This window comes from Arthrobacter sp. B0316-5-4, assembly GCF_059090325.1.
In genome coordinates, this window is record NZ_JBNHFN010000003.1 from 237854 (window position 1) to 258104 (window position 20251).

The window sequence follows — 20251 nt, forward strand, 5'->3', positions numbered from 1 at the left end:
GGGAACGACCCAGACAGGACGGGAGGCCGCAATGGCTGGAACACCGGTACTTGAGACGTCGGTGGCCGAGGTGATGGCCGAACTGGCGGCGTTGGAGGATCCCCGTGCGCGCGAAGTGAACGAAAGGCACGGCGACGATCATGGAGTGAACCTCAGCAAGCTGCGCGCCGTCGCGAAGAGGCTTAAAACGCAACAGGACCTGGCCCGGGAGCTTTGGAACACCGGTGACACGGCAGCCAGGCTCCTGTCATTGCTGATCTGCCGGCCGAAAGCGTTTGCGAAGGACGAGCTGGACGGCATGTTGCGCCAAGCGCAGACCCCGAAGGTCAACGACTGGCTCGTGAACTATGTGATCAAGAAAAGCCCGTACTGCGAGGAACTGCGGGTGTCGTGGTTCTCCGACCCGGACCCGGTGGTAGCGGGTGCTGGATGGGCCCTGACGGCCGAACGTGTCGTCAAAAAGCCTGAGGGCCTTGACCTGGACCAACTCCTGGACCTGATCGAGGCTGGCATGAAGGACGCGCCTGACCGGCTCCAGTGGGCAATGAACAACTGCCTGGCGCAGATCGGGATCGAGCACCCTGGGCATCGAGCCCGGGCGCTCAGCATAGGTGAACGGTTGGAGGTCCTCAAGGACTATCCCACGCCGCCCAACTGCACCTCACCGTTTGCACCCATCTGGATCAATGAAATGGTCCGCCGCAAGGGCTGATTTCCGCGAAACTAGCCCCTGTTGCGGTGCATCATACGGTAGGTGATCTCGGCCAGGAGTTCCTCGTCTGACAGGTGCGAGGCCCGCGCGATGGGCGCGCTGGGAACCGCGACGCGGGGAGGACCTTGCCGGGTTTCGTCTCCGTTGCGCATGTCGTCCGGGGTGATCATGTCCGGGGCGAACGTTGACTTCCCTTTGAGGACCTCGGACACCGAGCCGGCGCGCCAGCCCAGGGCGTGTTCAAGCTTGCGTTGGTTGATCTCCTGCGCGCGGCGGGTTCCCGATTCCAGCGTCCGGACGGTCTTGATGGCCGTTCCAGCCTGTTTGGCCAACTGCACCTGGCTCAGGCCTTGCGCCAGGCGTTCTTCCTTGATCAATCGGCCGATGGTCTGTAGTGCTTCAAGTTCATCCACACTTCTTAGTTTTCCATAGGCAACATTAGGCAACCAAATCGGATAATGGGCAACCTGGTCCACGGCTGGGCACGCCAGGGCCGAGGGCGCCATCGCATGGGCGAATCCAGAAGTAGGCAGGCTGCTTTGTATCGTTGTGGTTACGGTGCGTGTAAGCGCTTGCATATGTGCGATGATCATGGCTAGTGTGAGCGTCACCACATCAATTGCGCCGCCGAATCACTTGTACTCAGCGAGGAGTCTTTAGCATGAAGAAAACCAAGTACCTGCTACCGGTCGCAGCCGCCGGTGTCCTGGCACTTACCATGTCCGCCTGCAGCGGCAACAGCGGAGGCGGCGGATCCACTGCCGGATCCAGCGACTGTTCCGCCTACGACACGTACGGCAAGCACGAAGGCAAGACCGTTTCGGTGTACTCCACGATCGTGGACACCGAAGCCACTAACCTCGAAGAATCCTGGAAGCAGTTCGAGCAGTGCACGGGCATCACCATCAAGTACGAAGGCAGCAAGGAATTCGAAACGCAGATCGGCGTCCGTGCCCAGTCCGGAACGGCTCCTGACGTAGCGATCTTCCCGCAGCCAGGCCTTCTCGCCACCCAGGCCCGCGCCGGCTACCTCAAGCCCGCTCCGAAGACCGTCTCCGACCTGGTGGACAAGAACTGGTCCCCTGACTGGAAGAAGTACGGCACCGTGGATGGCACCTACTACGGCGCCCCGATGCTTGCGAACGTCAAGGGCTACGTCTGGTACTCACCCAAGACCTTCAAGGACAAGGGCTGGGAAGTTCCCAAGACCTGGGCCCAGATGATGGACCTCACCAAGAAGATCGCAGATGACAAGACCATGAAGCCATGGTGCGCCGGGTTCGAATCGGGCGAGGCAACGGGCTGGCCGGGCACTGACTGGATCGAGGACGTCGTCCTTCGCGCCCAGGGTCCCGAGGTATATGACCAGTGGGTCAACCACCAGATTCCTTTCAACGACCCCAAGATCGTCAAGGCATTCGATCAGGTTGGCGACATCCTCCTCAACCCGGCCTACGTCAACGGTGGCTTCGGCGATCCCCGCTCCATCCTGAGCACGGCCTTCGCCCAGGCTGGCCAGCCGGTTCTTGATGGCCAGTGCGCCATGCACCACCAGGCATCGTTCCAGGCAGCCAACTGGCCCGCCGGAACCAACGTAGCCGAGGACGGCGACGTGTGGGCCTTCATGACCCCTCCCGTCGACGAATCCAAGGGCACGGCCATCACCGGTGGCGGTGAAACCGTTGGTGCTTACAAGGACACCCCTGAGGTTCAGGCTTACCTGGCATTCATGGCCAGCGCTGACTTCGCCAACAACCGCGTGAAGCTTGGCGGTGCCATCAGCGCCAACAAGGGCCTCGACCCGAACAACGCACAGTCCGCCCTGGACAAGCAGTCCATCCAGCTCCTCCAGGATCCCAAGACTGTTTTCCGGTTTGACGGCTCGGACCTGATGCCGAGTGCAGTGGGTTCCAACTCCTTCTGGAAGGGCATTGTTTCCTGGATCAACGGAAGCTCCTCCCAGCAGGTAACGGACAGCATCGAAGCCAGCTGGCCTAAGAGCTAACTACGAAAGCGCTGCCTCCCTGCCAGGTTTCGCCTGGTCTGGGAGGCAGCGCTTTTCCCGGAACTCAGTGATTCACTCACGCCCCGGAGGTTGGGTATGGATTTTATCGGAGGAAAACTCCTTCAAGTAGTGATAGCGCTGGCGATCTTCGCGGCGATTATCGGCATCATCATGTTGGTGGTGGACAGGGCACCGAAATCGGTGAAGGACAAGGTCACAGTGGCCGGCTTCCTCGCCCCGGCAGCCATCCTTATGCTCGTGGGACTCGTATATCCCGCGGTACGCACATCAATGCTGGCCTTCACGGACGCCAGCGGCAACGGCAATGGTTTCGACAACTTTGTCTGGATGTTCACGCAGCCTGAGGCTTTGACCACGCTGCGGAACACCGTCATTTGGACCGTCCTGGTCCCCCTTTTGTCCACGAGCTTCGGCTTGGCCTACGCAGTCTTCATCGATAAGGCACGCGGCGAGAAGGTCCTGAAGTCCTTGGTCTTCATGCCAATGGCCATCTCCTTCGTGGGCGCCGGCATCATTTGGAAGCTCGTATATGACTACCGCGGCCCTGGTCTCGAGCAGACCGGTGTCATCAACTTCCTCAGGGACGCCGTGGGGCTGGATCCAAAGCAGTTTCTCCTGGACGCCCCGGAGAACACGATCTTCCTGATCGTCGTGATGGTCTGGATCCAGACCGGTTTCGCCATGGTGATTCTGTCGGCAGCCATCAAGGGTGTCCCGGTGGAGCTCATTGAGGCGGCCCGCCTTGACGGTGCGAATGCCTGGCAGCAGTTCCGCAACGTAACGGTCCCGGGCATCCGTGGAGCGCTTGTGGTGGTCCTGACCACCATCACGATCGCCACCCTGAAGGTGTTCGACATTGTCCGGACCATGACGGCCGGCAACTACGACACCTCGGTTGTGGCCAACGAAATGTACACGCAGGCCTTCCGCGCCGGTGAACCGGGACGTGGTGCCGCACTGGCCCTGATCCTGTTCCTGATGGTGCTGCCGATCGTCGTGTACAACGCTCGAGTCCTTCGCAAGCAAAGGGAGATCCATTGACAGCCACGCCAGCCCCGAAAGAGGCCTCGAAGGCCGTAACCCGGCAGCGTCCTGGATCCGATCCCACGGAGGACGCCCAGCCGATGATGCGGCGCGTCAAGACCAAGCTCACCTCCAAGTGGGCAACAGCGGCAGCCATCATCATCGCCGTCGTATGGTCCGTTCCGACCTTTGGCCTGTTCGTTACGTCGTTCCGTCCTGCTGCGAAGCAGGTTGGGCCCCGCTCCAACGGGTGGTGGAATGCCTTCGTTGACTGGGACTTCACGTTCAAGAACTACACGGACGTCCTGACCCCTGCAGGCTCGCAGTCAGCCAACCTGTCCCAGTACTTCGTGAACTCGATAGCGATCGTCATTCCGGTCACCATCTTCGTGCTGGTGCTCGCTTCCATGGCCGCTTACGTGTTCGCCTGGGGCAAGTTCAAGGGCCGCGACGCTCTCTTCATCTTCGTTTTCGCCCTGCAGATCATCCCGCTCCAGATGGCACTGATCCCGCTGCTGCAGTTCTTCACGCAGACGCTCCACCTTCCTGCCGGTTCGTATGCGCAGCTGTGGATCGCCCACACCATGTTCGGTCTCCCGCTGGGTATCTTCCTCCTCCACAACTTCATCTCCGAGATTCCCGGTGAAGTGATTGAGGCGGCCAGGGTAGACGGCGCCGGACACAGCACCATCTTCTGGCGGATCATCCTGCCGCTGTCGGTGCCGGCACTTGCATCGCTGGCGATCTTCCAGTTCCTGTGGGTTTGGAACGACCTGCTGGTGGCGTTGGTGTTCTCGGGTGGAACAGCGGACGTTGCTCCCATTACCCAACGGCTGGCCGAGATTTCCGGTACCCGCGGTGCCCGGGATTACTTGAACCCGGCGGCGGCATTCGTCTCGATCATCATCCCGCTTCTGGTCTTCTTCGGCCTGCAGCGGTACTTCGTTCGGGGCCTTCTGTCCGGCGGTCTCAAGGGATAACCACTGCAGCCCCGGTTACGCAGCGCATTACGACGTTGCGTAACCGGGCGTTGCAGAAGGCAAGTCCCACATAAGGTGAATGCGGAGCAACGGCGGCCGGAGAGGGGAGCCTGTGTCACGAACAACGGGTAGATCCCAACGCGGCGGCCATACGGGCGTCAGCATCGAGGACGTCGCCACGGCGGCAGGCGTCTCCACAGCAACTGTCTCCCGGGCGGTCAGGGGCCTGCCCAGGGTGTCCCCGGCCACGCGGGAAAAAATCCTTGAGGTGGCCAGTTCGCTGGGATATGTGGCGTCGTCGTCGGCCTCCGGGCTGGCCACAGGCCGTACGCGCACCATCGGCGTCCTGGCTCCGTTCGTGAGCCGCTGGTTCTTTTCCAAGGCCATCGAGGGCGCAGACAGGGAATTGCATTCGCGCAAGTACAACCTGTCACTGTTCAACCTGGGCGGACACGGGAGCAACCGTGAGCGGCTGTTCAGCTCCACCATGGTGTACAAGCAGATCGATGCCCTGCTGGTGCTCTGTATGTCGTTGACCGAGGAGGAACTCGAACACCTCCACAAGATCGACATCCCGCTGGTGGTGGTGGGTGGTCACGTCGAGGATTGCGCGTACATCGGTATCAATGACTACGACGCCGCTTCCACCGCCGTGCGACACCTGCTGGATCTGGGGCACAAGGACATTGCCCTGCTCCACGGCGACGATGAAACGGACCTGAACTTCGACGTGCCCCGGGTGCGGATCCGCGCCTTCCAGGAGGTCATGACCGACGCCGGCCTGGAGGTCCGGCCGGAATGGGACCAGTGGGGGGACTTCACTGTTGCCAGCGGACAGCAGGCCTTCAACCGGTTATGGAGCCAGCCCGGCCGTAAACCCACAGCTATTTTCTGCTCGTCGGACGAGATGGCCATGGGCGTGATTTTCGAAGCCGGACGCCATGGTGTCAGGGTGCCGCAGGATCTGTCGGTCATTGGCATCGACGACCACGATTTCTCGTCGTCCCTAGGCCTGACCACCGTGGGCCAACGCCCTGACAACCAGGCCGAGCTTGCCACCAAAATGCTTTTGGACGAACTCGATGGCAACCCCGGGGCCGTCCATTCGCAGGTTGCCCCGCACGAACTGATTGTCCGGGAGACCACCGCGCCACCCAGCACGGCCAGCCAAGGCTAGGAAGCGCGTGCCAGCTGCCTGATGGGAATCCACCGCGACGCCAGGCGTCGGTACGCGGCCGCAGCTCCTGTCATGTCGCCTTCGGCCAGGCATTCAATGCCCAGCCGGACATCCATGGGCGAGTCGTCCGGATAGACCTTGTCAGCCACGGCACCGTAATCGAGCTCCACCATGGACTGTGCATGGAACAGCTCCAGCCATTCCGTAAGCTGCGTCAGGTCGTCCAGCATGTCCAGGTCGGGAGCAGCCAATGCCAGGTGGGCCACGGCGAACCGCGCCCTTTCCAACGCTTCGGTGAGGGGCGTCCACACTCGGACCGTCAGGATACGCCCGTCGGCTTCCACCACGTCCTTGCGGTCGGACTCGGCGAAAAGTGAGAACCAACTGAAGGGGATGCCCCACGTCGACGCACGGGTATGCACCCGCTTGGCGCCGTCACCGGCGTTGAGGCGGTCGATCCTGACCTGGTGCTTGTCCCTTTGCGATACCGGGATGAGCAGATCGGCCAGGGGACTGTGCACGCCGTCCATCAGCGCGTTGGCCGCCAAGCCGGCCCGAATCACCAGTTGGCTGGGGCAGTAAAGCAGCCGCCCGGCGTCGTCCCCGTCTTTTTCAGGGGCGGCGTGCCGTCCCGCGGGCACGCGCGTCATCCGGACAAGGTCGGTGCGACCGGTAGGGAACGGATCGCCTCCGGGCCGCGTGATGCGGCCCAGCGAAGCTTGGAGCTCCGCATTTTCGACGGCGGCCCGGGAACCCGTCTTACCGCCTGCCGCCGCGAGCTGGTGCTGCTGTTCGGGCGGGAATGCTTCGAGCGGCTCGTAAATGCGCAGCGACGACGAGAAGGGCAGCCCTGCTTGGCCCCGGTACAGGTTTCCAGCCATGTCCAGCCATCCCCTTTCGTCGGTGTGGATGTGCCTAGTCTGCGAGCTCCACGATCACGGGTGCGTGGTCCGAGGCGCCCTTGCCCTTGCGTTCTTCCCGGTCGATGGAAGCGCCGGTGACCCGTGAGGCCAACGCCGGTGACGCGAGGCAGAAATCGATGCGCATGCCTTCCTTCTTGGGGAAGCGAAGCTGCGTGTAATCCCAGTACGTGTAGACGCCCGGGCCCGGAGTGTAGGGGCGCACGACGTCGGTGAAACCGGCCGCTTCGAAGGCGTGGAACGCGGCGCGCTCGGGTTCGCTGACGTGCGTGAAGTTGTTGTCGCGGAAAAGCTGGATGTCCCAGACGTCGTCGTCGAAGGGTGCGATGTTCCAGTCACCCATGAGGGCGATCTGGGCGGTCGGATCGGACTTGACCCATTCGGCGGCGTGGCCCTGGAGGACGTCCAGCCACTTGATCTTGTACGGCATGTGTTCGTCATCCAGCGAGCGTCCGTTGGGAACATAGAGGCTCCAGATGCGGATGCCGCCACAGGTGGCCGCGATGGCGCGGGCTTCCTGGACAGGGTCCTTGCCGGCCTTGCCGAACGCGGGTTGGTCCAGGAAGGTGCGCTCCACGTCCTCCAAGCCGACGCGGGATGCGATGGCCACGCCGTTCCACTGGTTCACGCCGAAGTGCGCAACCTCGTAACCCATGCGTTCAAAGAGCTCCCACGGGAAGTTCTCGTCCTTGCATTTGGTTTCCTGGATTGCCAGGACGTCGCAGTCGCTGCGCTCAAGCCAGGCTTCCACCCGGTCGGCGCGGGCACGGAGGGAGTTCACATTCCAGGTAGCTATCTTCACAGCAACTAACTTACCGAACTTGGCGCTGAGCGCATCCCCCTACCGCTTTTTACCGCCGGATCAGTGGCCGTACAGCGGTTGCGTATGCGCGAGTTTGCGGAGCCCGATGCCCGAGACAATCAGCAGCAACCCTGTCACGATGGCGAATGCCGCCAACATGGCCACCAGTCCCAGCAACCCGAGCCCGGGGTTGACCAGCACCACAATGCCAAACACGGTGGTGACCAGGCCGATCAACAGCCAAATTCCCCAGCTTCGAACGAAGGTCCGTGCGGCCAGGGCCAGGATGATTTGCGAGATGCCCAACACCAACGCCCACAAACCTATGAGCACACCGATGGCTGCAGCTGTCAGCCCGGGCCAGGCGACTGCCACGATTCCGGCGGCGATGGAGATGAAGCCGCCCGCCACGGACCAACGCGACCGGCCGGCGGGGTCGTAGAAGTAGTGGGCCACACTGGTGATGCCGTCAATGATCGCGAAGAAACCGAACATGACCACCACCACGAACGCGGTGGCACTTGGCAGCACGAGCATTAGCAGGCCAAAAACGATTGCGAGGGCTCCCCGGACCAGCAAAGCAGTTCCCGGGGTTTTGAACATTCTGCGATCCGCTGTGTCCGACATAGGGTCAGCGTAACCAACCACCGGAGGTTACCGCATCCCCTCGCGTCGGATGGCCGTGGCGATGGCCGCCGCACGGGTTTCGACGCCCAGTTTGGCGTAGATGTGCGCGAGGTGGGTTTTCACCGTTGCTTCGGAGATGAAGAGGCGTTTGCCCAGGTCACGGTTGCTGAGCCCCTGGGTCAGCAGGCTGAGCAGTTCCGCCTCGCGTGGGGTGAGGATCTCGTCCGGATTACGCAGTTGTTGGAACAGCCGCGAGGCCACGGGGGCGGACATGACGCTCTTCCCCTGCACAGCCCCGCGGACGGCGGCAAAGATCTCCTCGGGTGCTGCGTCCTTCAGTAGATATCCCATCGCTCCGGCATCGACGGCGCGGACAATGTCGGCGTCGGAGTCGTAGGTGGTGAACACGATGATGGCTTGTTGAGGGGTGCGATGGCGCAGTTGCTTGATTGCCTCGATGCCGTCCATCCCGGCGCCCATCGCCAGGTCCATGAGGACCACCGCGGGTTGGTGCTTTTGGGCGGCTTCCAGCGCTTCCTCGCCTGATGCCGCTTCACCGACGACGGCGATATCGGCTTGGGTGCCCAGCAGCGCCTTGAGTCCGCTCCGGACCACCGTGTGGTCATCCACGAGCAGCACGGAAATGGTGGTCATCGTCGCTCCCTCATCTCGGGGCCTGCAGCCGGCAAGGGCAGTTGCGCGGCGATGATGGTGCCCTCACCGGGCGTGCTCTCCACGGACAATGCTCCACCCAACTGTTCCACTCGTTGCCTCATGGCCCGCAACCCGTATCCTCCGGTGGGCGACGGGGGTGGTACCGTTCCGGGATCGAAGCCGCGGCCGTCGTCGAACACGTCCAAAGTGACGGCGTCCGGAAGGTACCCCAGGGTCACGCTGGCGTGCTCAGCGCGGGCGTGCAGGTTGATGTTGGCCGCGGCGCTTTGCGTGACCCGCAGCAGCGCATGCCGCACCTCGTTCGGGATCGGCCTGGCCTCGCCGGTAACCTGGACCCGGATGGTGTCCACATACTGGCGCGCCGCGTGTTCGAGGGCTTCGGGAAGGGGGGGCCGATTCGAGGCCAGGGGCGGAGAGTTCGTGGACCAGGCTGCGGGTGTCGGCGAGGTTCCGCCGCAACAGCCCGGACGCGTGGCGCACATCGTCCTGGGCCGCCTGGGCTGGCCAGGATCGCTGGGCTGCTTCGAGGAGCAGCAAGCTGCTGGCGAGCCCTTGGGTGACGGTGTCGTGGATTTCGCGGGAAACGCGCTCGCGTTCCGTGGCGATCCCGGCCTCCCGTTCACTGGCTGCGAGTTGCTCCTGGGCTTGTGAGACGTCGTCGAACAGCCTCCGTTGGAGGGCGGCGTCGCGCTCGATTTTGTCGTAGATCAGGGTGAGCAGGGCGCCCGCGGCCAGCGGTCCGAGGAGCATGGCCACGTCCGTCCAGTCGCTCATACGGAAGAGCCCGACGGCGGTGGCCGCCGCCGTCACGCCCCCGGCCACGTATCCTGCCCAGCCGCGGAAAGCCGTGCGGGCCAGGAAGAAGATCGCGAAGGAGCACCACGCGAAGCTCGGGGCGACGATCACCAGCACTGCCCAGGCAGCCAGCAACGCGAACATCCATGGCCTGTTTCGGTGGCCCGGTGTGCGGGGCCCGGCCAGGACCGCTGTGACCGCATACAGTGCGCAGACCGCGGCGGCCAACGCTACCGTCCATAGGTTGTCCGCGGGGGAGTGGCGCATGACGTAGCGGACCGCAGACGCCACCATGAGCACGGCGAAACCGAGGTGGACCACGGCGTCGATCCGGCCGTCGATCCGGCCGGTTGGCGTGGGCCGTGGAGGGGCAGTTGGCATGGTCGGTTCCGGTTCCCGTTTCCCTTGGAGGCGTTCTTTCCATGCTAGGTGCCCGCAGGGGTGTTGGTCTCTCCACCTTTTGGCTGATACGGCTCGCGGAAAGTATGAGCCGGGGGACTGCTTCGGGCCGATGTGGCGCCGGGCCCGTCCCGGGAGCATGGAGGTGTACCAACGCTGACTACAAGGAGAACTCCGTGAAGAAGTCCAACAAGATGATCGCCGTAGCCGCTGCTGGAGCACTGTTGCTCACAGGTGGCGCCACGGCGGTGGCCAATGCTGTAGCTCCGGCCGCCGCCCCTGCTGCCATCGATGCCAAGGTCCCGGCCGATGTCCAGCCCGCACCGGAGAACGTGGTTGCCCAGAACCGCATCACAGTAGGTGCCTCGAGCAAGGCCGTCAACGCTGCGCTCGCCAAGTGCCAGGCCGACAAGCTTCCGTTCGTGACCGTCGCCCTGGTGGACCGCTTCGGCACGGTCCAGGCTCTCCTCCGTGGCGACAACGCCGCCGAGCACACCATCGAGGCAGCCAAGCAGAAGGCCTACACGGCGGCCGCGTTCGGTGCGCCCACCAGCGAGCTTGCCAAGCGCATCAACGGCAACGGCCCATCCATTGCCGACCTCCCCGGCACCCTCTTCCTGTCCGGCGGTGTGCCGCTGAAGGTTAACGGCGTCTCGGTGGCGGGTATCGGCGTCGGTGGTGCCCCTGACGGCGCTCTCGACGAAGCCTGCGCTACCGCAGGTGCGGACGCCCTGGCCACGGCAGCGAAGTAGCCATGAAAGCACGGGCGGTGGGGGTTGGGTTGCTGATGGTTGGGTTGCTGCTGGCAGGATGCACGACGGCGGGAACCTCGCCTTCCAGCCCTGCCGCACCCACCGCGTCGCAAGCAGCCCCCACGTCCGCGGCGCCGTCGAGCGCCAGCCCTGTCCCGCCGTCGTCGTTTGCTGCCCCGGCCACGCCGCCCAAACTGTCCCAGGAGGCCCAACTGGAAACCGACCGACTCCTGATCCTTGCCGCGAAAGCCAACGATCCCGTGAAGGTCAAAGAACTGATCGAGGCGGCCGGGAACGTCAACGCCAAGGACGCGATTCAGGACTCCGCGTTCCTGTACGCAGGGGCCGAGGGGTTCAATGAGGTCCTCAAGCTTACGTTGGCCGCCGGGGCGGACGTGCGCAGCATCAACCGGTACGGCGGCACGGCCCTGATCCCCGCGAGCGAACACGGGCACACGGAAACCGTTGGAATCCTGATTGCTGCAGGGGTACCCGTGGACCACGTCAACAATCTGGGATGGACGGCCATGCAGGAAGCCATCCTGCTCAACAATGGTGGCCCCAACCAGCAGGACGTGGTGCGGCAACTGCTCGACGCTGGAGCCAACACGGACATCCGCGACCCCCAAGGCCGAACCGCCCTTCAGAACGCAGAGCGGCTCGGATTCACGGAGATCGCGGCGCTGATCCGGGGTTAGAGCGCCTCCAGCACGCTCACGTAGTTCGCGATGCCCACGCCGCCCATGTTCTGCACGGCGCCCCGGCGTGCGTTGGGGAGCTGCATGTCCCCGGCGGTGCCCGTGAGTTGCATGGCGGCGATGACGTGCTGCGACACGCCGGTGGCGCCGACGGGGTGGCCCTTCGCCTTCAGGCCGCCGGAGACGTTGATGGGAAGCTTTCCGTCCTTATATACCCACCCCTCCTGGATGGCGCGGGAACCTTCGCCGCGCGGGGTCAGGCCCATGGCCTCGTACATGATGAGCTCGGCGATGGTGAAGCAGTCGTGCACCTCGGCGAAGTCCAAACCATCAATTCCGACGCCGGCCATGGTGAACGCGCGCTCCCAGGACGCCCTGGTGGCAGCGAACTCCGTGGGATCGCGCTTCTCGGCGGGGAAGAAGTCGTTCGCGTGGCCGAAACCCGCCAGGCGCACCGGGGCGGTTGCGCCCCCGGTCGCCTGGGTGGACAGCACGACGGCGGCGGCACCGTCGGAGACCGGCGAACAGTCGGTGCGGCGTAAGGGCTCCGCCACCATGGGGTTCTTGTCCGAAATGGTCCGGCAGAACTCGTCGCCGAAGTCGCGGTGCATCTGGGCGTAGGGGTTGTCCATGCCGTTGTGGTGGTTTTTGGCGGCGATGGAGCCGAGGACGTCGCCGAGGCCCGCTTCGAATCCGGGGCGGGCAATAGATGAGCCGTAGCGTTTTTCGTAGTGCTTGGCGACTTCAGCGAACAGGCCCGTGAAACCAGTGGACGACGCCTTTCCGGCCATCTCGTACGAAGCGCCGAGCAGGGCTGCTCCTACGACGTCGGCTCCCGCGTCGGTCATCTTCTCGGCACCGATCACCAGGACGTTGCGCGCGGTTCCGGCGAGCACGGCCTTGACCCCCTGTTGGAAGGCAGCAGAGCCGGAAGCGCAGGCGTTCTCGGTACGGGTGGCGGGGACGTTGGCGAGTTCCGTGGAGAGCTGGAGTGCCAAGGACGATGTGAAGCCCAGCGGCTGCATGCCTGAGTTGAACTGCCCAGGTAGATCTCGTCGATGTCCTTGGGGTCCAAGCCGGAGTTGCTGATGGCTTCCCCGGCGACCTGGACGATCAGCGATTCCAGGGTCTCATCGGTCAGCTTGCCGAACTTGCTGTGGCCCCACCCCGTGAGCAGGATGTCTTTACCGAACTGGTCTTGCAGGCTCATGCGTTGGCTCCTTCGAGGGTGTTTTCCTGCGCGTCTTCGTCCAACGCCACCGTGAACCCTGCGTCCGTCTTGCTGCGGATCTCTTCCACGGTGACGCCCGGGGCGAGGTGGGTCAGCTCAAGGCGGGTGCCGCCGTCGTGCGTTTCTGTTTCGGGGGCGATGTCGAAGACGGCCAGGTCAGTGATGATCCGGTCCACGCACTTGAGTCCCGTGAGCGGGAGGGTGCATTCGGTGACGATCTTGGCCGAGCCGTCCTTGGCGTTGTGCTCGGTGAGCACCACGACGCGCGGTGTCCCGGCAACCAGGTCCATGGCACCGCCCATACCTTTGACCATCTTGCCGGGGATGGTCCAATTGGCGAGGTCGCCGCCGCCGGACACCTGCATGGCGCCCAGGATGGCTACCTTCACGTGGCCGCCACGGATCATGCCGAACGAGGTGGCGGAGTCGAAAATGCTGCCGCCCGGGGTGATCGTCACCGTCTGCTTGCCGGCGTTGATGAGGTCCGCGTCTTCCTCGCCCTCGTATGGGAACGGGCCCATCCCGAGCAGGCCATTTTCGCTCTGGAGGATCACCCGGACGCCGTCGGGCAGGTTGTTGGCTACCAGTGTGGGGATACCGATGCCGAGATTGACGTAATCGCCGTCGTTCAATTCTTCGGCCGCGATCGCAGCCATCTGGTCACGTGTCCATGCCATGGTGTGTGCTCCTTTGCTTCAGACCGTCAGGGGTTCGGGCCGCTGCCGGACCGTGCGCTGTTCGATGTCCTTGACCCTGTTGCTTGCCTGGACAAGCCGCTGGACGTAGACGCCAGGGGTGACGATGTGGTTGGGATCCAATTCGCCTGGCTCGACGATGACCTCGGCCTCGGCGATGGTGACTTTTCCTGCGGCGGCCACCACAGGGTTGAAGTTCCGGGCCGTGTAGCGGTAGATCAGGTTGCCGTCGGTATCGGCGGTGTGAGCGTGGACCAGCGCGACGTCGGCGGTGATGGCGCGCTCACGGACGTACGTCACGCCGTCGAACTCTTCCAAGGGTTTGCCTTCGGCAACCAAGGTGCCCACACCCGTCCGCGTGTAGAAGGCCGGGATCCCGGCGCCACCGGCGCGGAGGCGTTCGGCGAGCGTGCCTTGCGGGGTGAACTCAACCTCCAACTCTCCGGCCAGATACTGCTCGGCGAAGAGCTTGTTCTCGCCAACATACGATGCGATGACCTTCCGGACCTGCCCGGCCTCGATCAGCACCCCGAGCCCCTTGCCGTCCACGCCCATGTTGTTGGAGACGATGGTCAGGTCCTTCGCGCCTGACTCTCGGACGGCGTCGATCAGGTCGGCGGGAATGCCGCTCAGGCCAAAACCTCCGACGGCGATGGTCAGGCCATCAGCCATGAGGTCATGGAGCGCTGTGGCTGCGCTCGCGTGGATCTTGGACACGGGAACTCCTCTTTGAGTCTGGTTGGCTTCCACTTTGTGGACAACTTATCTCTTGGCTAGGAGCCTAGGTTCGGCGCGTCAGGTGGGTCAAGAGCCTTATTTCACCGTTACCCACGGTGTGGACGATAGACTGTTACGTGTCCATAATGTGGATGAAATCTCTTGGAGGGCGCTGTGGTAGTTCAAGGAGCGCAGGTTGTAGGTCGGGTGACGGCATTGCTGCGGTTGGTGGGCCGCAAGCCTGAAGGCACGTCCTTGGCCGGGCTGGTCCGCGAATCCGGGCTGACCCGACCCACTGTTCACCGGCTGCTCACATCGCTGGCCGCCGAGGGCTTCCTGGAACATGATTCGTCCTCAGGAAAGTGGGTGCTGGGACCTGAGATCTTCCTGCTCGGGTCTGTTGCAGCTGCCCGTTTCCCTATGGAGGACATTGCCCGCCCATCCCTTCGCAGGCTGGCTACGGAGACAGGGGAGAGCGCATTCTTCTCCATCCGGCGCGGCAACGAGACCGTGTGTGTGCTGCGCGAGGAGGGCTCGTTCCCCGTGCGGTCGTTCGTGCTCCATGAAGGTGTGCGGTTTCCCTTGGGCGTTGCCTCCGCGGGCACGGCGATCCTGGCCTTCCTGCCCGCCGAAGAACAGGAAGCGCTGCTGGCGGAATGGGCAGAGCACGCAGGTGATTTTGCTGACGGTCATCCTGCTGACGTGGTGCGGGAGAACCTGGAACAAACGAGGCTGGCCGGGTATTCAGTGAATCCCGGTTTGATCCTCGAAGGCAGTTGGGGGATGGGTGCTGCGGTCTTCGACCAGCAGGGCCGGCCGGCCTGGGCGTTGTCCTTGACAGGGATCGAACCCCGCTTCCGTCCGGAGCGCCAGGAATACCTGGGGAAGCTGCTGCTGGAGGAAGCGCACAGGATGACCGCACGGTTGCAAGGAACTAGCTGAGCTCCAGCCGCATCAACACTCTGGGGAAGCCGTTGAGCACGGAGGTGGTTTCTGCGACCTTCTTGAAGCCGGCCTTCTCGAAGAGCCTCCTCGTTCCGACATAGGCCATGGTCAGGTCCACCTTTCCGCCCTTGTTGTCCACGGGGTAGCCCTCAAGGACGGGGGCGCCGTGGGCCCTGGCGAAGTCGATGGCTCCACGCAGGAGTTCGTGTGAGATGCCCTTTCCCCGATGCCCGGGCCGCACCCGGATGCACCACACGGACCACACATCGGTCTTGTCCACCTGCGGGATCTTCCGGTTCGTCGCGAAACTGGTGTCCGCGCGCGGGTGGACGGCCGCCCACCCAACTACCTCGTCGCCGTCGTACGCCAAAACCCCGGGCGGAGGATCCTCGGCGACCAGCTTCTCAACGTATGCGCCGCGCTCTTCGCGCTGGAGGCTCAGGTTCAGCTTGGACGGAACGCGGTAACTCAGGCACCAGCACACATTGGAGCCGGGGTTCTTGGGTCCCACCATGGTCCTGACGTCATCGAACACCGTGGCGGGGCGAACTTCGATAGCCATCCGCCCATCCTGCCATCGGGATTGGTTGCTCCGCCAGAAAAATTGCTTTGCTAGACTTTCCGACGTGATGACCGGATCGGGCCTCGGCCCTGCACGGATCGGCTACCCGGCCGACCTCTGACTCGTTGTGTCGCCCGCTGCGCTTGCATGCCCCGGGCACCTCCTTTGCGGATCAATTTCCCCACCGAACTGATCCCACCGAAAAGGAGTTACACATGCCCGCGTTTTTCAACCACACCATCATCGCCTCAGTCGACCGCACCGTATCAGCCGAGTTCTACCGTTCAATCCTCGAAGCAGCTGATGCTCCCAGTTGGGGTCCCTTTACCAACCTCTCCCTGGCCGGCGGTGTGATGCTTCAGTTTGCCGAGCCGCCGGTCGATATCCAGATGCAGCACTACGCCTTTCTTGTAGATGAGCCGCACTTCGACCGCGCTTATGCGCGCCTGGTGAGTGACGGCGTCGAGCATTGGGCGGATCCGCAAATGACCCGGCCGGGCGAGACGAGCACCGAACACGGCGGCCGCGGGGTGTACTTCAAAGACCCGTCGGGACATGCGCTGGAACTGATCACCAAGCCGTACTTCTAAGATGACTTCCGGGTCATAGCGTTTACGACTGCTCGAAAGGCAGAGGCTTACGGCGTGGAAGCGACAGGACGCCGAGAAATCACGACTGACCACGAGAAGGTCAAGAGAGCACATGAACTGAAAGCCCGCGGACTCAAACCGGCAGACATCGGAAAGATAATCGGAGCCAGCCGCGCGACCATCTACCGATACTTAAGCATGGACTCCTCCACGGAACCGAGTTCTTACGTTACGGACGCGGGCTGGCCCCAGACCGGATTCCTTAATTTGGCCAAGTCAGGAGATTACGCAGAAGAATTGGATGCCGGCACTTGTCCCTAGGGTTAGGTCCTTTTCGATACCTCGAGGGTTTTGCAGTCGCTTGTCTGGGTCGTAGACGTAGGCGACGATAGCTTCACAGTTTGGATGGGCGGGGTATCGCCCCAAATCGACCAGGAGCTCTTCACCCAGTTTTTTCGCGCTCATGCTTTCGCGGGTCATCTTGGTTTCGACAATGACGCCGACCTCGGGCAGAACGAAGTCGACACGTGAGTTCGCTCCTGCCTTGGAGGGGGTGTAGTCCTCGGGTCTGACGTCATCAAAGAGGGTTCGAAGCAATGCTTCCACAAGGACCTGTAGCTCCCGCTCATCTTTTAGCGCCTCTCCGATCGGCCAGTCCGGTCGGCGCTGCTGGAGAACGTGTATGAATTCGGGGAGCCGCCTGAGGACACCTGCAAGATCTGCTGCCACGAGTGCAGCTGGCGATTCTTCGGGTTCGGCGTCCGTTAAAAGGCGCCGTTGCTTTTCCATTCTGCTGCGCACGTTGTCGAACGGGTACTGCCAGCGTTGGCCAAGAAGAAAGGAGCCATCTGCTGCCCCAATCACGGATTCTTTACGGGGCTCACCAAGGAATCGATCGATCCCGGGCTTCATCATGCTCCCGTCCCTTTGCTCGTCAAAGGTCCTTCTAATCTCAGGTGGCAGGACACGACCCGCACGGCCATGCCATGATCGGTAGTCGGACCGAACGGAACTAATGTCCTTGGCCTGGGGTTGCTCGCTTTCTTGAAGGGAAGCCATTCGCTCTTCGAGTTCCTCAGACTCAACGATGAGCTGAGCAATTACTGAAGATCTGGGAGCCGGGATGTTGTTCATCAGTAGAGCCTAAAACCCGGTAGGGAAGATGGGCGTCGGAGTGTAGCTCGCAAGTTCGAGCAGGCGGACGCAGCACTAACTGATTGCCCAGCCACTAGGGAGCGTGTCCCTCCTTAACCGTTCCACTTCCAAGGTTGTGGGACAAACCAGCAAGAGTCCAATTGTCGCGTTAACCTTGATGCGTGCCTGCCTCTCATGAAGATCAACCTGCCCTAACTCTCGTCGTTGAAACAGCTGAGGGCGTGCTCGTCAGGGATGTCCCGAATGCCTCGTTGCTTCCGGCCGACGCTGAACGCGGTCCCGCGGCGGAGGACTCTACTCGCGTTTCTGCCGCACGGTGGGGGATGCCGGACTTTGTATTCCTTCCTGAACAGCAGCGTCAAGGGTCCGGAGTTCGAGAGCGTGGAGATGGACTAGTTGTCGCTGACGGCATTGCCGCGTTGATCCAAGTCAAGGCCCGCAATGTTGAGCCAGGCACTCCCCAACGGGAAGGGAGCTGGTTGACCAGCAACATCACCAAGGCGGTCAAGCAAGCCAAGGGCAGTATTCGGTACCTTGCTCACCGACGAGAGCAACTGACCAGCGTGCGGGGCAGGCGTGTGGAGATTGACGGTGGGCTGTATGAATGGATCGCGGTCGTTATCATCGACCACCCGCTGGTGCCCGTGGGTTTCACGCCCGCACTGGACGAGGCAGCAGGCACGCCTTGCGTTGTTCTTCTGAGGCGCGATTGGGAGTTTCTGTTCGATCATCTACGGTCTACGAGTGCCGTTCTGCACTACCTGAAGCGTGTGGCCGGGGAAGTGAATGAACTTGGATCCGAACCCACTCGCTATATGGAAGTAGCTCTTGCCGATGAACAGGCTGAAGCCAAGGATCTGCCGGAAGAGTTGCGCAGTATCGATGGCCTGGCCCCCGATGCGCCTGTCCGCTCATCTCCGCACGCACCCCTGAACGCAGCTGGCGACGGATCGGTGCTGTTCCGCATCATCATGGAGGATGTGGCAACAAGTCCGACCGGTGGTAGCTCCGAGGCCGATAGGCTCAAGATGCTTGCGTCCTTGGACACGGTTCCCGCTGCCTACCGGACAGAGCTTGGAGGGACTCTCCTTGAGTTCATGGGTAAAGTGTCTCGCCATTCGGGTCCGAGTATCAGGATGGAATCACGCGTTTTCGTACCCCACCCAGGCGACCAGTGCCCCATGGTTTTCATCGTTGCCTCAAAGCCGCACGCTCAGCTGAGAGACCACCTCTTCCTTCGGACCCGGCTCTACCATCACGATTACTGGAGCAAGGTCGACGGGGTCGCTGGGTCAACGATAGGCATCCTGCTCGCGCCAAGCCGACATCCGAAGAGGAAGTGGGACACCTCCACTGCGTGGATGGACGGCGACCAGAACATCAGCGACGAAGATGTGGCAGAGATGAGGGGCTACTTCCGGGGCGCTGCAAACTATTCGCACCGACCGTAAAGCAGGATCTCCCACTCCCTCATTTCCTCGCATACGTTCGCGCAGGTTTACACGCGTGCTGTACCGAAAGCTGTTTCCTCAACCGGGATTTGTTGAACGATTTTTGGGACTACATACGGGACAGCTATGTTTCGCGTGATCCCACGGATTCGATGGGTAGGGGAGTGTCCTATCCTGGATGCCCCGATTCTAAAGAAGCGGGACCCCGGTCTACGCGCTAAGAATGCATGACTTTCCGCCAGTAGCGGACGGCCTTTAAGTGGCGGCCTTCGTCGTCTGATGCAGGCGCAATCTCGCCGGATGTTTTCGACTGATTCGAACTTCTGCGGCAGCGTCGGGGGTAAGAAGGATGCCTTGTCTGCTTTCCTCACGGAGGACGAGCACCAGCTCGGCGACAGGGATATGTGGCCGCTGCCCCCGTTCAGGACGTAGAAGTTGCTGCGATCATGGTTAGGCGGCCAGGTAGATGGTCAACATGTACAGGCATTGAATCGGGCCTGCCGCTCTACCGGGCCTTTTGCCGCAGGTACTCTCATAGTCAGAGTTCTGAAGCCGATCGCCGACCTGAAGGGCTGTGCGCGGAGCCTGGTTTTGCAATAAGCCAGAACCAAAGGTCTGCACCGTCAGTCAAGTCAGGACAGGGCGGATACGTCGGAAATGGAGCGACAGTTCTATCAACGTGGGAGAATTATTTCTATGTCTACCGAACCAGATCAAATACCCTTTGAAATGTTGGACGGCTGGCCCGTCATCACACAAGGTGGATCCGTAATCGCATGCGAAGCCGGAATCATGCTTGGTGGCATTCACCTAAGCCCTTCATCATGGCGGGATCTGCAGAAAGAACAACTTTGGAGTGTCCGAATTGATGAGCTATCCAGTGGTACCGCGGACATTAGGGATTCAGTTGTTCCGCTTCAGATACCCAAGGAGGCCATAAGTGACATAGATTCATTCACTGAATGGATAATGGATGTTCACGGCCCCGTTGGTCGGTTATTGATCTGGAGCGAGGGCCACGATTGGTGGATGGTGAATGATGCCGACATGGAGTTGACGTTGATCTGCTCGACTCCTTCACATTTCAGAGCGGAGTCCGAGGAGTGGTTCGATAGACCATTTGAATGGGTCAACGCAGAATACTGGGGTCAGCCTGGGATGCGAACACTTCGGGAGTTGAATCACCGGTATGAACTGGGTTGGCGGCCTTAGCTGAAAAACGTAACTAAGTGGAAATGGTATCTCGCGTGTGACTCGATAAAGAATTGCGTTTCGTTTGAGAAGTCGGCGGGCTTCCGTCGGATGCTGAAAACATAGGT

At 62.1% G+C, this 20251-nt stretch carries 21 protein-coding genes and 2 pseudogenes; 12 read left to right on the forward strand and 11 right to left on the reverse strand.

All coding sequences use genetic code 11. The features are described 5' to 3' along the window. Positions 1-31 precede the first annotated feature (31 nt). Positions 32-712, forward strand: coding sequence for a DNA alkylation repair protein (locus AC5RU9_RS09685; RefSeq protein ID WP_494016262.1), 681 nt, complete (start codon positions 32-34; stop codon positions 710-712). Positions 713-723: 11 nt separating this feature from the next. Here the strand turns inward: AC5RU9_RS09685 and AC5RU9_RS09690 are convergent, their stop codons facing one another. Next, the gene (locus AC5RU9_RS09690) at positions 724-1125 is read right to left on the reverse strand and encodes a helix-turn-helix domain-containing protein (RefSeq protein WP_211713881.1); all 402 of its coding nucleotides are present in this window, start codon (positions 1123-1125) and stop codon (positions 724-726) included. A 248-nt stretch (positions 1126-1373) separates the two neighbouring features. Here AC5RU9_RS09690 and AC5RU9_RS09695 point away from each other — a divergent pair, with 248 nt between their 5' ends. From AC5RU9_RS09695 to AC5RU9_RS09710, 4 genes are all read left to right on the forward strand, one after another. Then, positions 1374-2717: an ABC transporter substrate-binding protein gene (locus AC5RU9_RS09695; RefSeq protein WP_211713880.1), complete on the forward strand. Its 1344-nt coding sequence runs from the start codon at positions 1374-1376 to the stop codon at positions 2715-2717. A 96-nt stretch (positions 2718-2813) separates the two neighbouring features. Further along, complete coding sequence (locus AC5RU9_RS09700) at positions 2814-3779, forward strand: carbohydrate ABC transporter permease (protein WP_211713879.1); 966 nt, start codon at positions 2814-2816, stop codon at positions 3777-3779. Beyond that, positions 3776-4741, forward strand: a complete 966-nt coding sequence (locus AC5RU9_RS09705; RefSeq protein ID WP_494016263.1) for a carbohydrate ABC transporter permease — start codon at positions 3776-3778, stop codon at positions 4739-4741. The genes AC5RU9_RS09700 and AC5RU9_RS09705 overlap by 4 nt, the downstream gene beginning before the upstream one ends. Before the next feature lie 112 nt (positions 4742-4853). Then, positions 4854-5918, forward strand: coding sequence for a LacI family DNA-binding transcriptional regulator (locus tag AC5RU9_RS09710; protein ID WP_309996641.1), 1065 nt, complete (start codon positions 4854-4856; stop codon positions 5916-5918). Here AC5RU9_RS09710 and AC5RU9_RS09715 read toward each other — a convergent pair. The 5 genes and pseudogenes from AC5RU9_RS09715 to AC5RU9_RS09735 form a co-directional block, all read right to left on the reverse strand. Next, entirely contained in the window at positions 5915-6799 is an 885-nt protein-coding gene (locus AC5RU9_RS09715; RefSeq protein ID WP_494016264.1) for a DUF8083 family protein, read from the reverse strand. The two genes, AC5RU9_RS09710 and AC5RU9_RS09715, sit on opposite strands and share 4 nt — an antisense overlap. A 34-nt stretch (positions 6800-6833) precedes the next feature. Further along, positions 6834-7640 carry an exodeoxyribonuclease III gene (locus AC5RU9_RS09720; protein ID WP_494016265.1) on the reverse strand — a complete coding sequence of 269 codons (807 nt, stop codon included), beginning with the start codon at positions 7638-7640 and terminating at the stop codon, positions 6834-6836. Between the two features lie 60 nt (positions 7641-7700). Next, positions 7701-8267 (reverse strand): HdeD family acid-resistance protein, encoded by a 567-nt coding sequence (locus tag AC5RU9_RS09725; protein WP_494016266.1) that lies wholly within the window; start codon positions 8265-8267, stop codon positions 7701-7703. A 27-nt stretch (positions 8268-8294) separates the two neighbouring features. Further along, entirely contained in the window at positions 8295-8921 is a 627-nt protein-coding gene (locus AC5RU9_RS09730; RefSeq protein ID WP_494016267.1) for a response regulator, read from the reverse strand. Next, positions 8918-10118 (reverse strand): annotated as a pseudogene (locus AC5RU9_RS09735) (sensor histidine kinase). The gene AC5RU9_RS09730 and the pseudogene AC5RU9_RS09735 overlap by 4 nt, the downstream one beginning before the upstream one ends. Positions 10119-10312: 194 nt before the next feature. Between AC5RU9_RS09735 and AC5RU9_RS09740 the strand changes: the two are divergent. Both AC5RU9_RS09740 and AC5RU9_RS09745 read left to right on the forward strand, forming a co-directional pair. Beyond that, positions 10313-10888, forward strand: a complete 576-nt coding sequence (locus tag AC5RU9_RS09740; RefSeq protein ID WP_494016268.1) for a GlcG/HbpS family heme-binding protein — start codon at positions 10313-10315, stop codon at positions 10886-10888. A gap of 2 nt (positions 10889-10890) precedes the next feature. Continuing rightward, positions 10891-11586: an ankyrin repeat domain-containing protein gene (locus tag AC5RU9_RS09745; RefSeq protein ID WP_494016269.1), complete on the forward strand. Its 696-nt coding sequence runs from the start codon at positions 10891-10893 to the stop codon at positions 11584-11586. Here the strand turns inward: AC5RU9_RS09745 and AC5RU9_RS09750 are convergent. From AC5RU9_RS09750 to AC5RU9_RS09760, 3 genes and pseudogenes are all read right to left on the reverse strand, one after another. After that, positions 11583-12796 (reverse strand): annotated as a pseudogene (locus tag AC5RU9_RS09750) (acetyl-CoA acetyltransferase). The gene AC5RU9_RS09745 and the pseudogene AC5RU9_RS09750 sit on opposite strands and share 4 nt — an antisense overlap. Continuing rightward, a complete protein-coding gene (locus AC5RU9_RS09755) occupies positions 12793-13494 on the reverse strand; it encodes a CoA transferase subunit B (RefSeq protein WP_494016270.1) in 702 nt (233 codons plus the stop codon). The pseudogene AC5RU9_RS09750 and the gene AC5RU9_RS09755 overlap by 4 nt, the downstream one beginning before the upstream one ends. Before the next feature lie 18 nt (positions 13495-13512). After that, positions 13513-14229, reverse strand: coding sequence for a CoA transferase subunit A (locus AC5RU9_RS09760; protein ID WP_494016271.1), 717 nt, complete (start codon positions 14227-14229; stop codon positions 13513-13515). A gap of 174 nt (positions 14230-14403) precedes the next feature. Here AC5RU9_RS09760 and AC5RU9_RS09765 point away from each other — a divergent pair, with 174 nt between their 5' ends. Further along, entirely contained in the window at positions 14404-15171 is a 768-nt protein-coding gene (locus AC5RU9_RS09765; protein ID WP_494016272.1) for an IclR family transcriptional regulator, read from the forward strand. Here AC5RU9_RS09765 and AC5RU9_RS09770 read toward each other — a convergent pair. After that, entirely contained in the window at positions 15164-15736 is a 573-nt protein-coding gene (locus AC5RU9_RS09770) for a GNAT family N-acetyltransferase (protein ID WP_494016273.1), read from the reverse strand. The genes AC5RU9_RS09765 and AC5RU9_RS09770 overlap by 8 nt on opposite strands. A gap of 215 nt (positions 15737-15951) precedes the next feature. On the opposite strand from AC5RU9_RS09770, the gene AC5RU9_RS09775 reads away from it, so the two are divergent. Beyond that, positions 15952-16326: a VOC family protein gene (locus AC5RU9_RS09775; RefSeq protein ID WP_494016274.1), complete on the forward strand. Its 375-nt coding sequence runs from the start codon at positions 15952-15954 to the stop codon at positions 16324-16326. Between the two features lie 276 nt (positions 16327-16602). Here AC5RU9_RS09775 and AC5RU9_RS09780 read toward each other — a convergent pair whose 3' ends face one another. Further along, on the reverse strand, positions 16603-17460 hold the full coding sequence (locus AC5RU9_RS09780) for a PD-(D/E)XK nuclease domain-containing protein (RefSeq protein ID WP_494016275.1): 858 nt from the start codon (positions 17458-17460) through the stop codon (positions 16603-16605). A 500-nt stretch (positions 17461-17960) separates the two neighbouring features. Here AC5RU9_RS09780 and AC5RU9_RS09785 point away from each other — a divergent pair, with 500 nt between their 5' ends. The 3 genes from AC5RU9_RS09785 (at position 17961) to AC5RU9_RS09795 (ending at position 20144) form a co-directional block, all read left to right on the forward strand. Beyond that, positions 17961-18932: a hypothetical protein gene (locus AC5RU9_RS09785; protein WP_494016276.1), complete on the forward strand. Its 972-nt coding sequence runs from the start codon at positions 17961-17963 to the stop codon at positions 18930-18932. A gap of 300 nt (positions 18933-19232) precedes the next feature. Further along, on the forward strand, positions 19233-19364 hold the full coding sequence (locus tag AC5RU9_RS09790; protein WP_494016277.1) for a hypothetical protein: 132 nt from the start codon (positions 19233-19235) through the stop codon (positions 19362-19364). A gap of 264 nt (positions 19365-19628) precedes the next feature. Continuing rightward, on the forward strand, positions 19629-20144 hold the full coding sequence (locus tag AC5RU9_RS09795) for a hypothetical protein (protein WP_494016278.1): 516 nt from the start codon (positions 19629-19631) through the stop codon (positions 20142-20144). Positions 20145-20251: the final 107 nt, after the last annotated feature.

What these genes read in the sequence shown, in the direction of transcription:
- AC5RU9_RS09700 (WP_211713879.1), top strand. Translation starts at nt 2,814, where the DNA reads ATGGATTTTATCGGAGGAAAACTCCTTCAAGTAGTGATAGCGCTGGCG.
- AC5RU9_RS09695 (WP_211713880.1), top strand. Translation starts at nt 1,374, where the DNA reads ATGAAGAAAACCAAGTACCTGCTACCGGTCGCAGCCGCCGGTGTCCTG.
- AC5RU9_RS09795 (WP_494016278.1), top strand. Translation starts at nt 19,629, where the DNA reads ATGTCTACCGAACCAGATCAAATACCCTTTGAAATGTTGGACGGCTGG.
- AC5RU9_RS09745 (WP_494016269.1), top strand. Translation starts at nt 10,891, where the DNA reads ATGAAAGCACGGGCGGTGGGGGTTGGGTTGCTGATGGTTGGGTTGCTG.
- AC5RU9_RS09770 (WP_494016273.1), bottom strand. Translation starts at nt 15,736, where the DNA reads ATGGCTATCGAAGTTCGCCCCGCCACGGTGTTCGATGACGTCAGGACC.
- AC5RU9_RS09725 (WP_494016266.1), bottom strand. Translation starts at nt 8,267, where the DNA reads ATGTCGGACACAGCGGATCGCAGAATGTTCAAAACCCCGGGAACTGCT.
- AC5RU9_RS09775 (WP_494016274.1), top strand. Translation starts at nt 15,952, where the DNA reads ATGCCCGCGTTTTTCAACCACACCATCATCGCCTCAGTCGACCGCACC.
- AC5RU9_RS09790 (WP_494016277.1), top strand. Translation starts at nt 19,233, where the DNA reads ATGTTTTCGACTGATTCGAACTTCTGCGGCAGCGTCGGGGGTAAGAAG.
- AC5RU9_RS09715 (WP_494016264.1), bottom strand. Translation starts at nt 6,799, where the DNA reads ATGGCTGGAAACCTGTACCGGGGCCAAGCAGGGCTGCCCTTCTCGTCG.
- AC5RU9_RS09780 (WP_494016275.1), bottom strand. Translation starts at nt 17,460, where the DNA reads ATGAACAACATCCCGGCTCCCAGATCTTCAGTAATTGCTCAGCTCATC.
- AC5RU9_RS09755 (WP_494016270.1), bottom strand. Translation starts at nt 13,494, where the DNA reads ATGGCATGGACACGTGACCAGATGGCTGCGATCGCGGCCGAAGAATTG.
- AC5RU9_RS09730 (WP_494016267.1), bottom strand. Translation starts at nt 8,921, where the DNA reads ATGACCACCATTTCCGTGCTGCTCGTGGATGACCACACGGTGGTCCGG.
- AC5RU9_RS09685 (WP_494016262.1), top strand. Translation starts at nt 32, where the DNA reads ATGGCTGGAACACCGGTACTTGAGACGTCGGTGGCCGAGGTGATGGCC.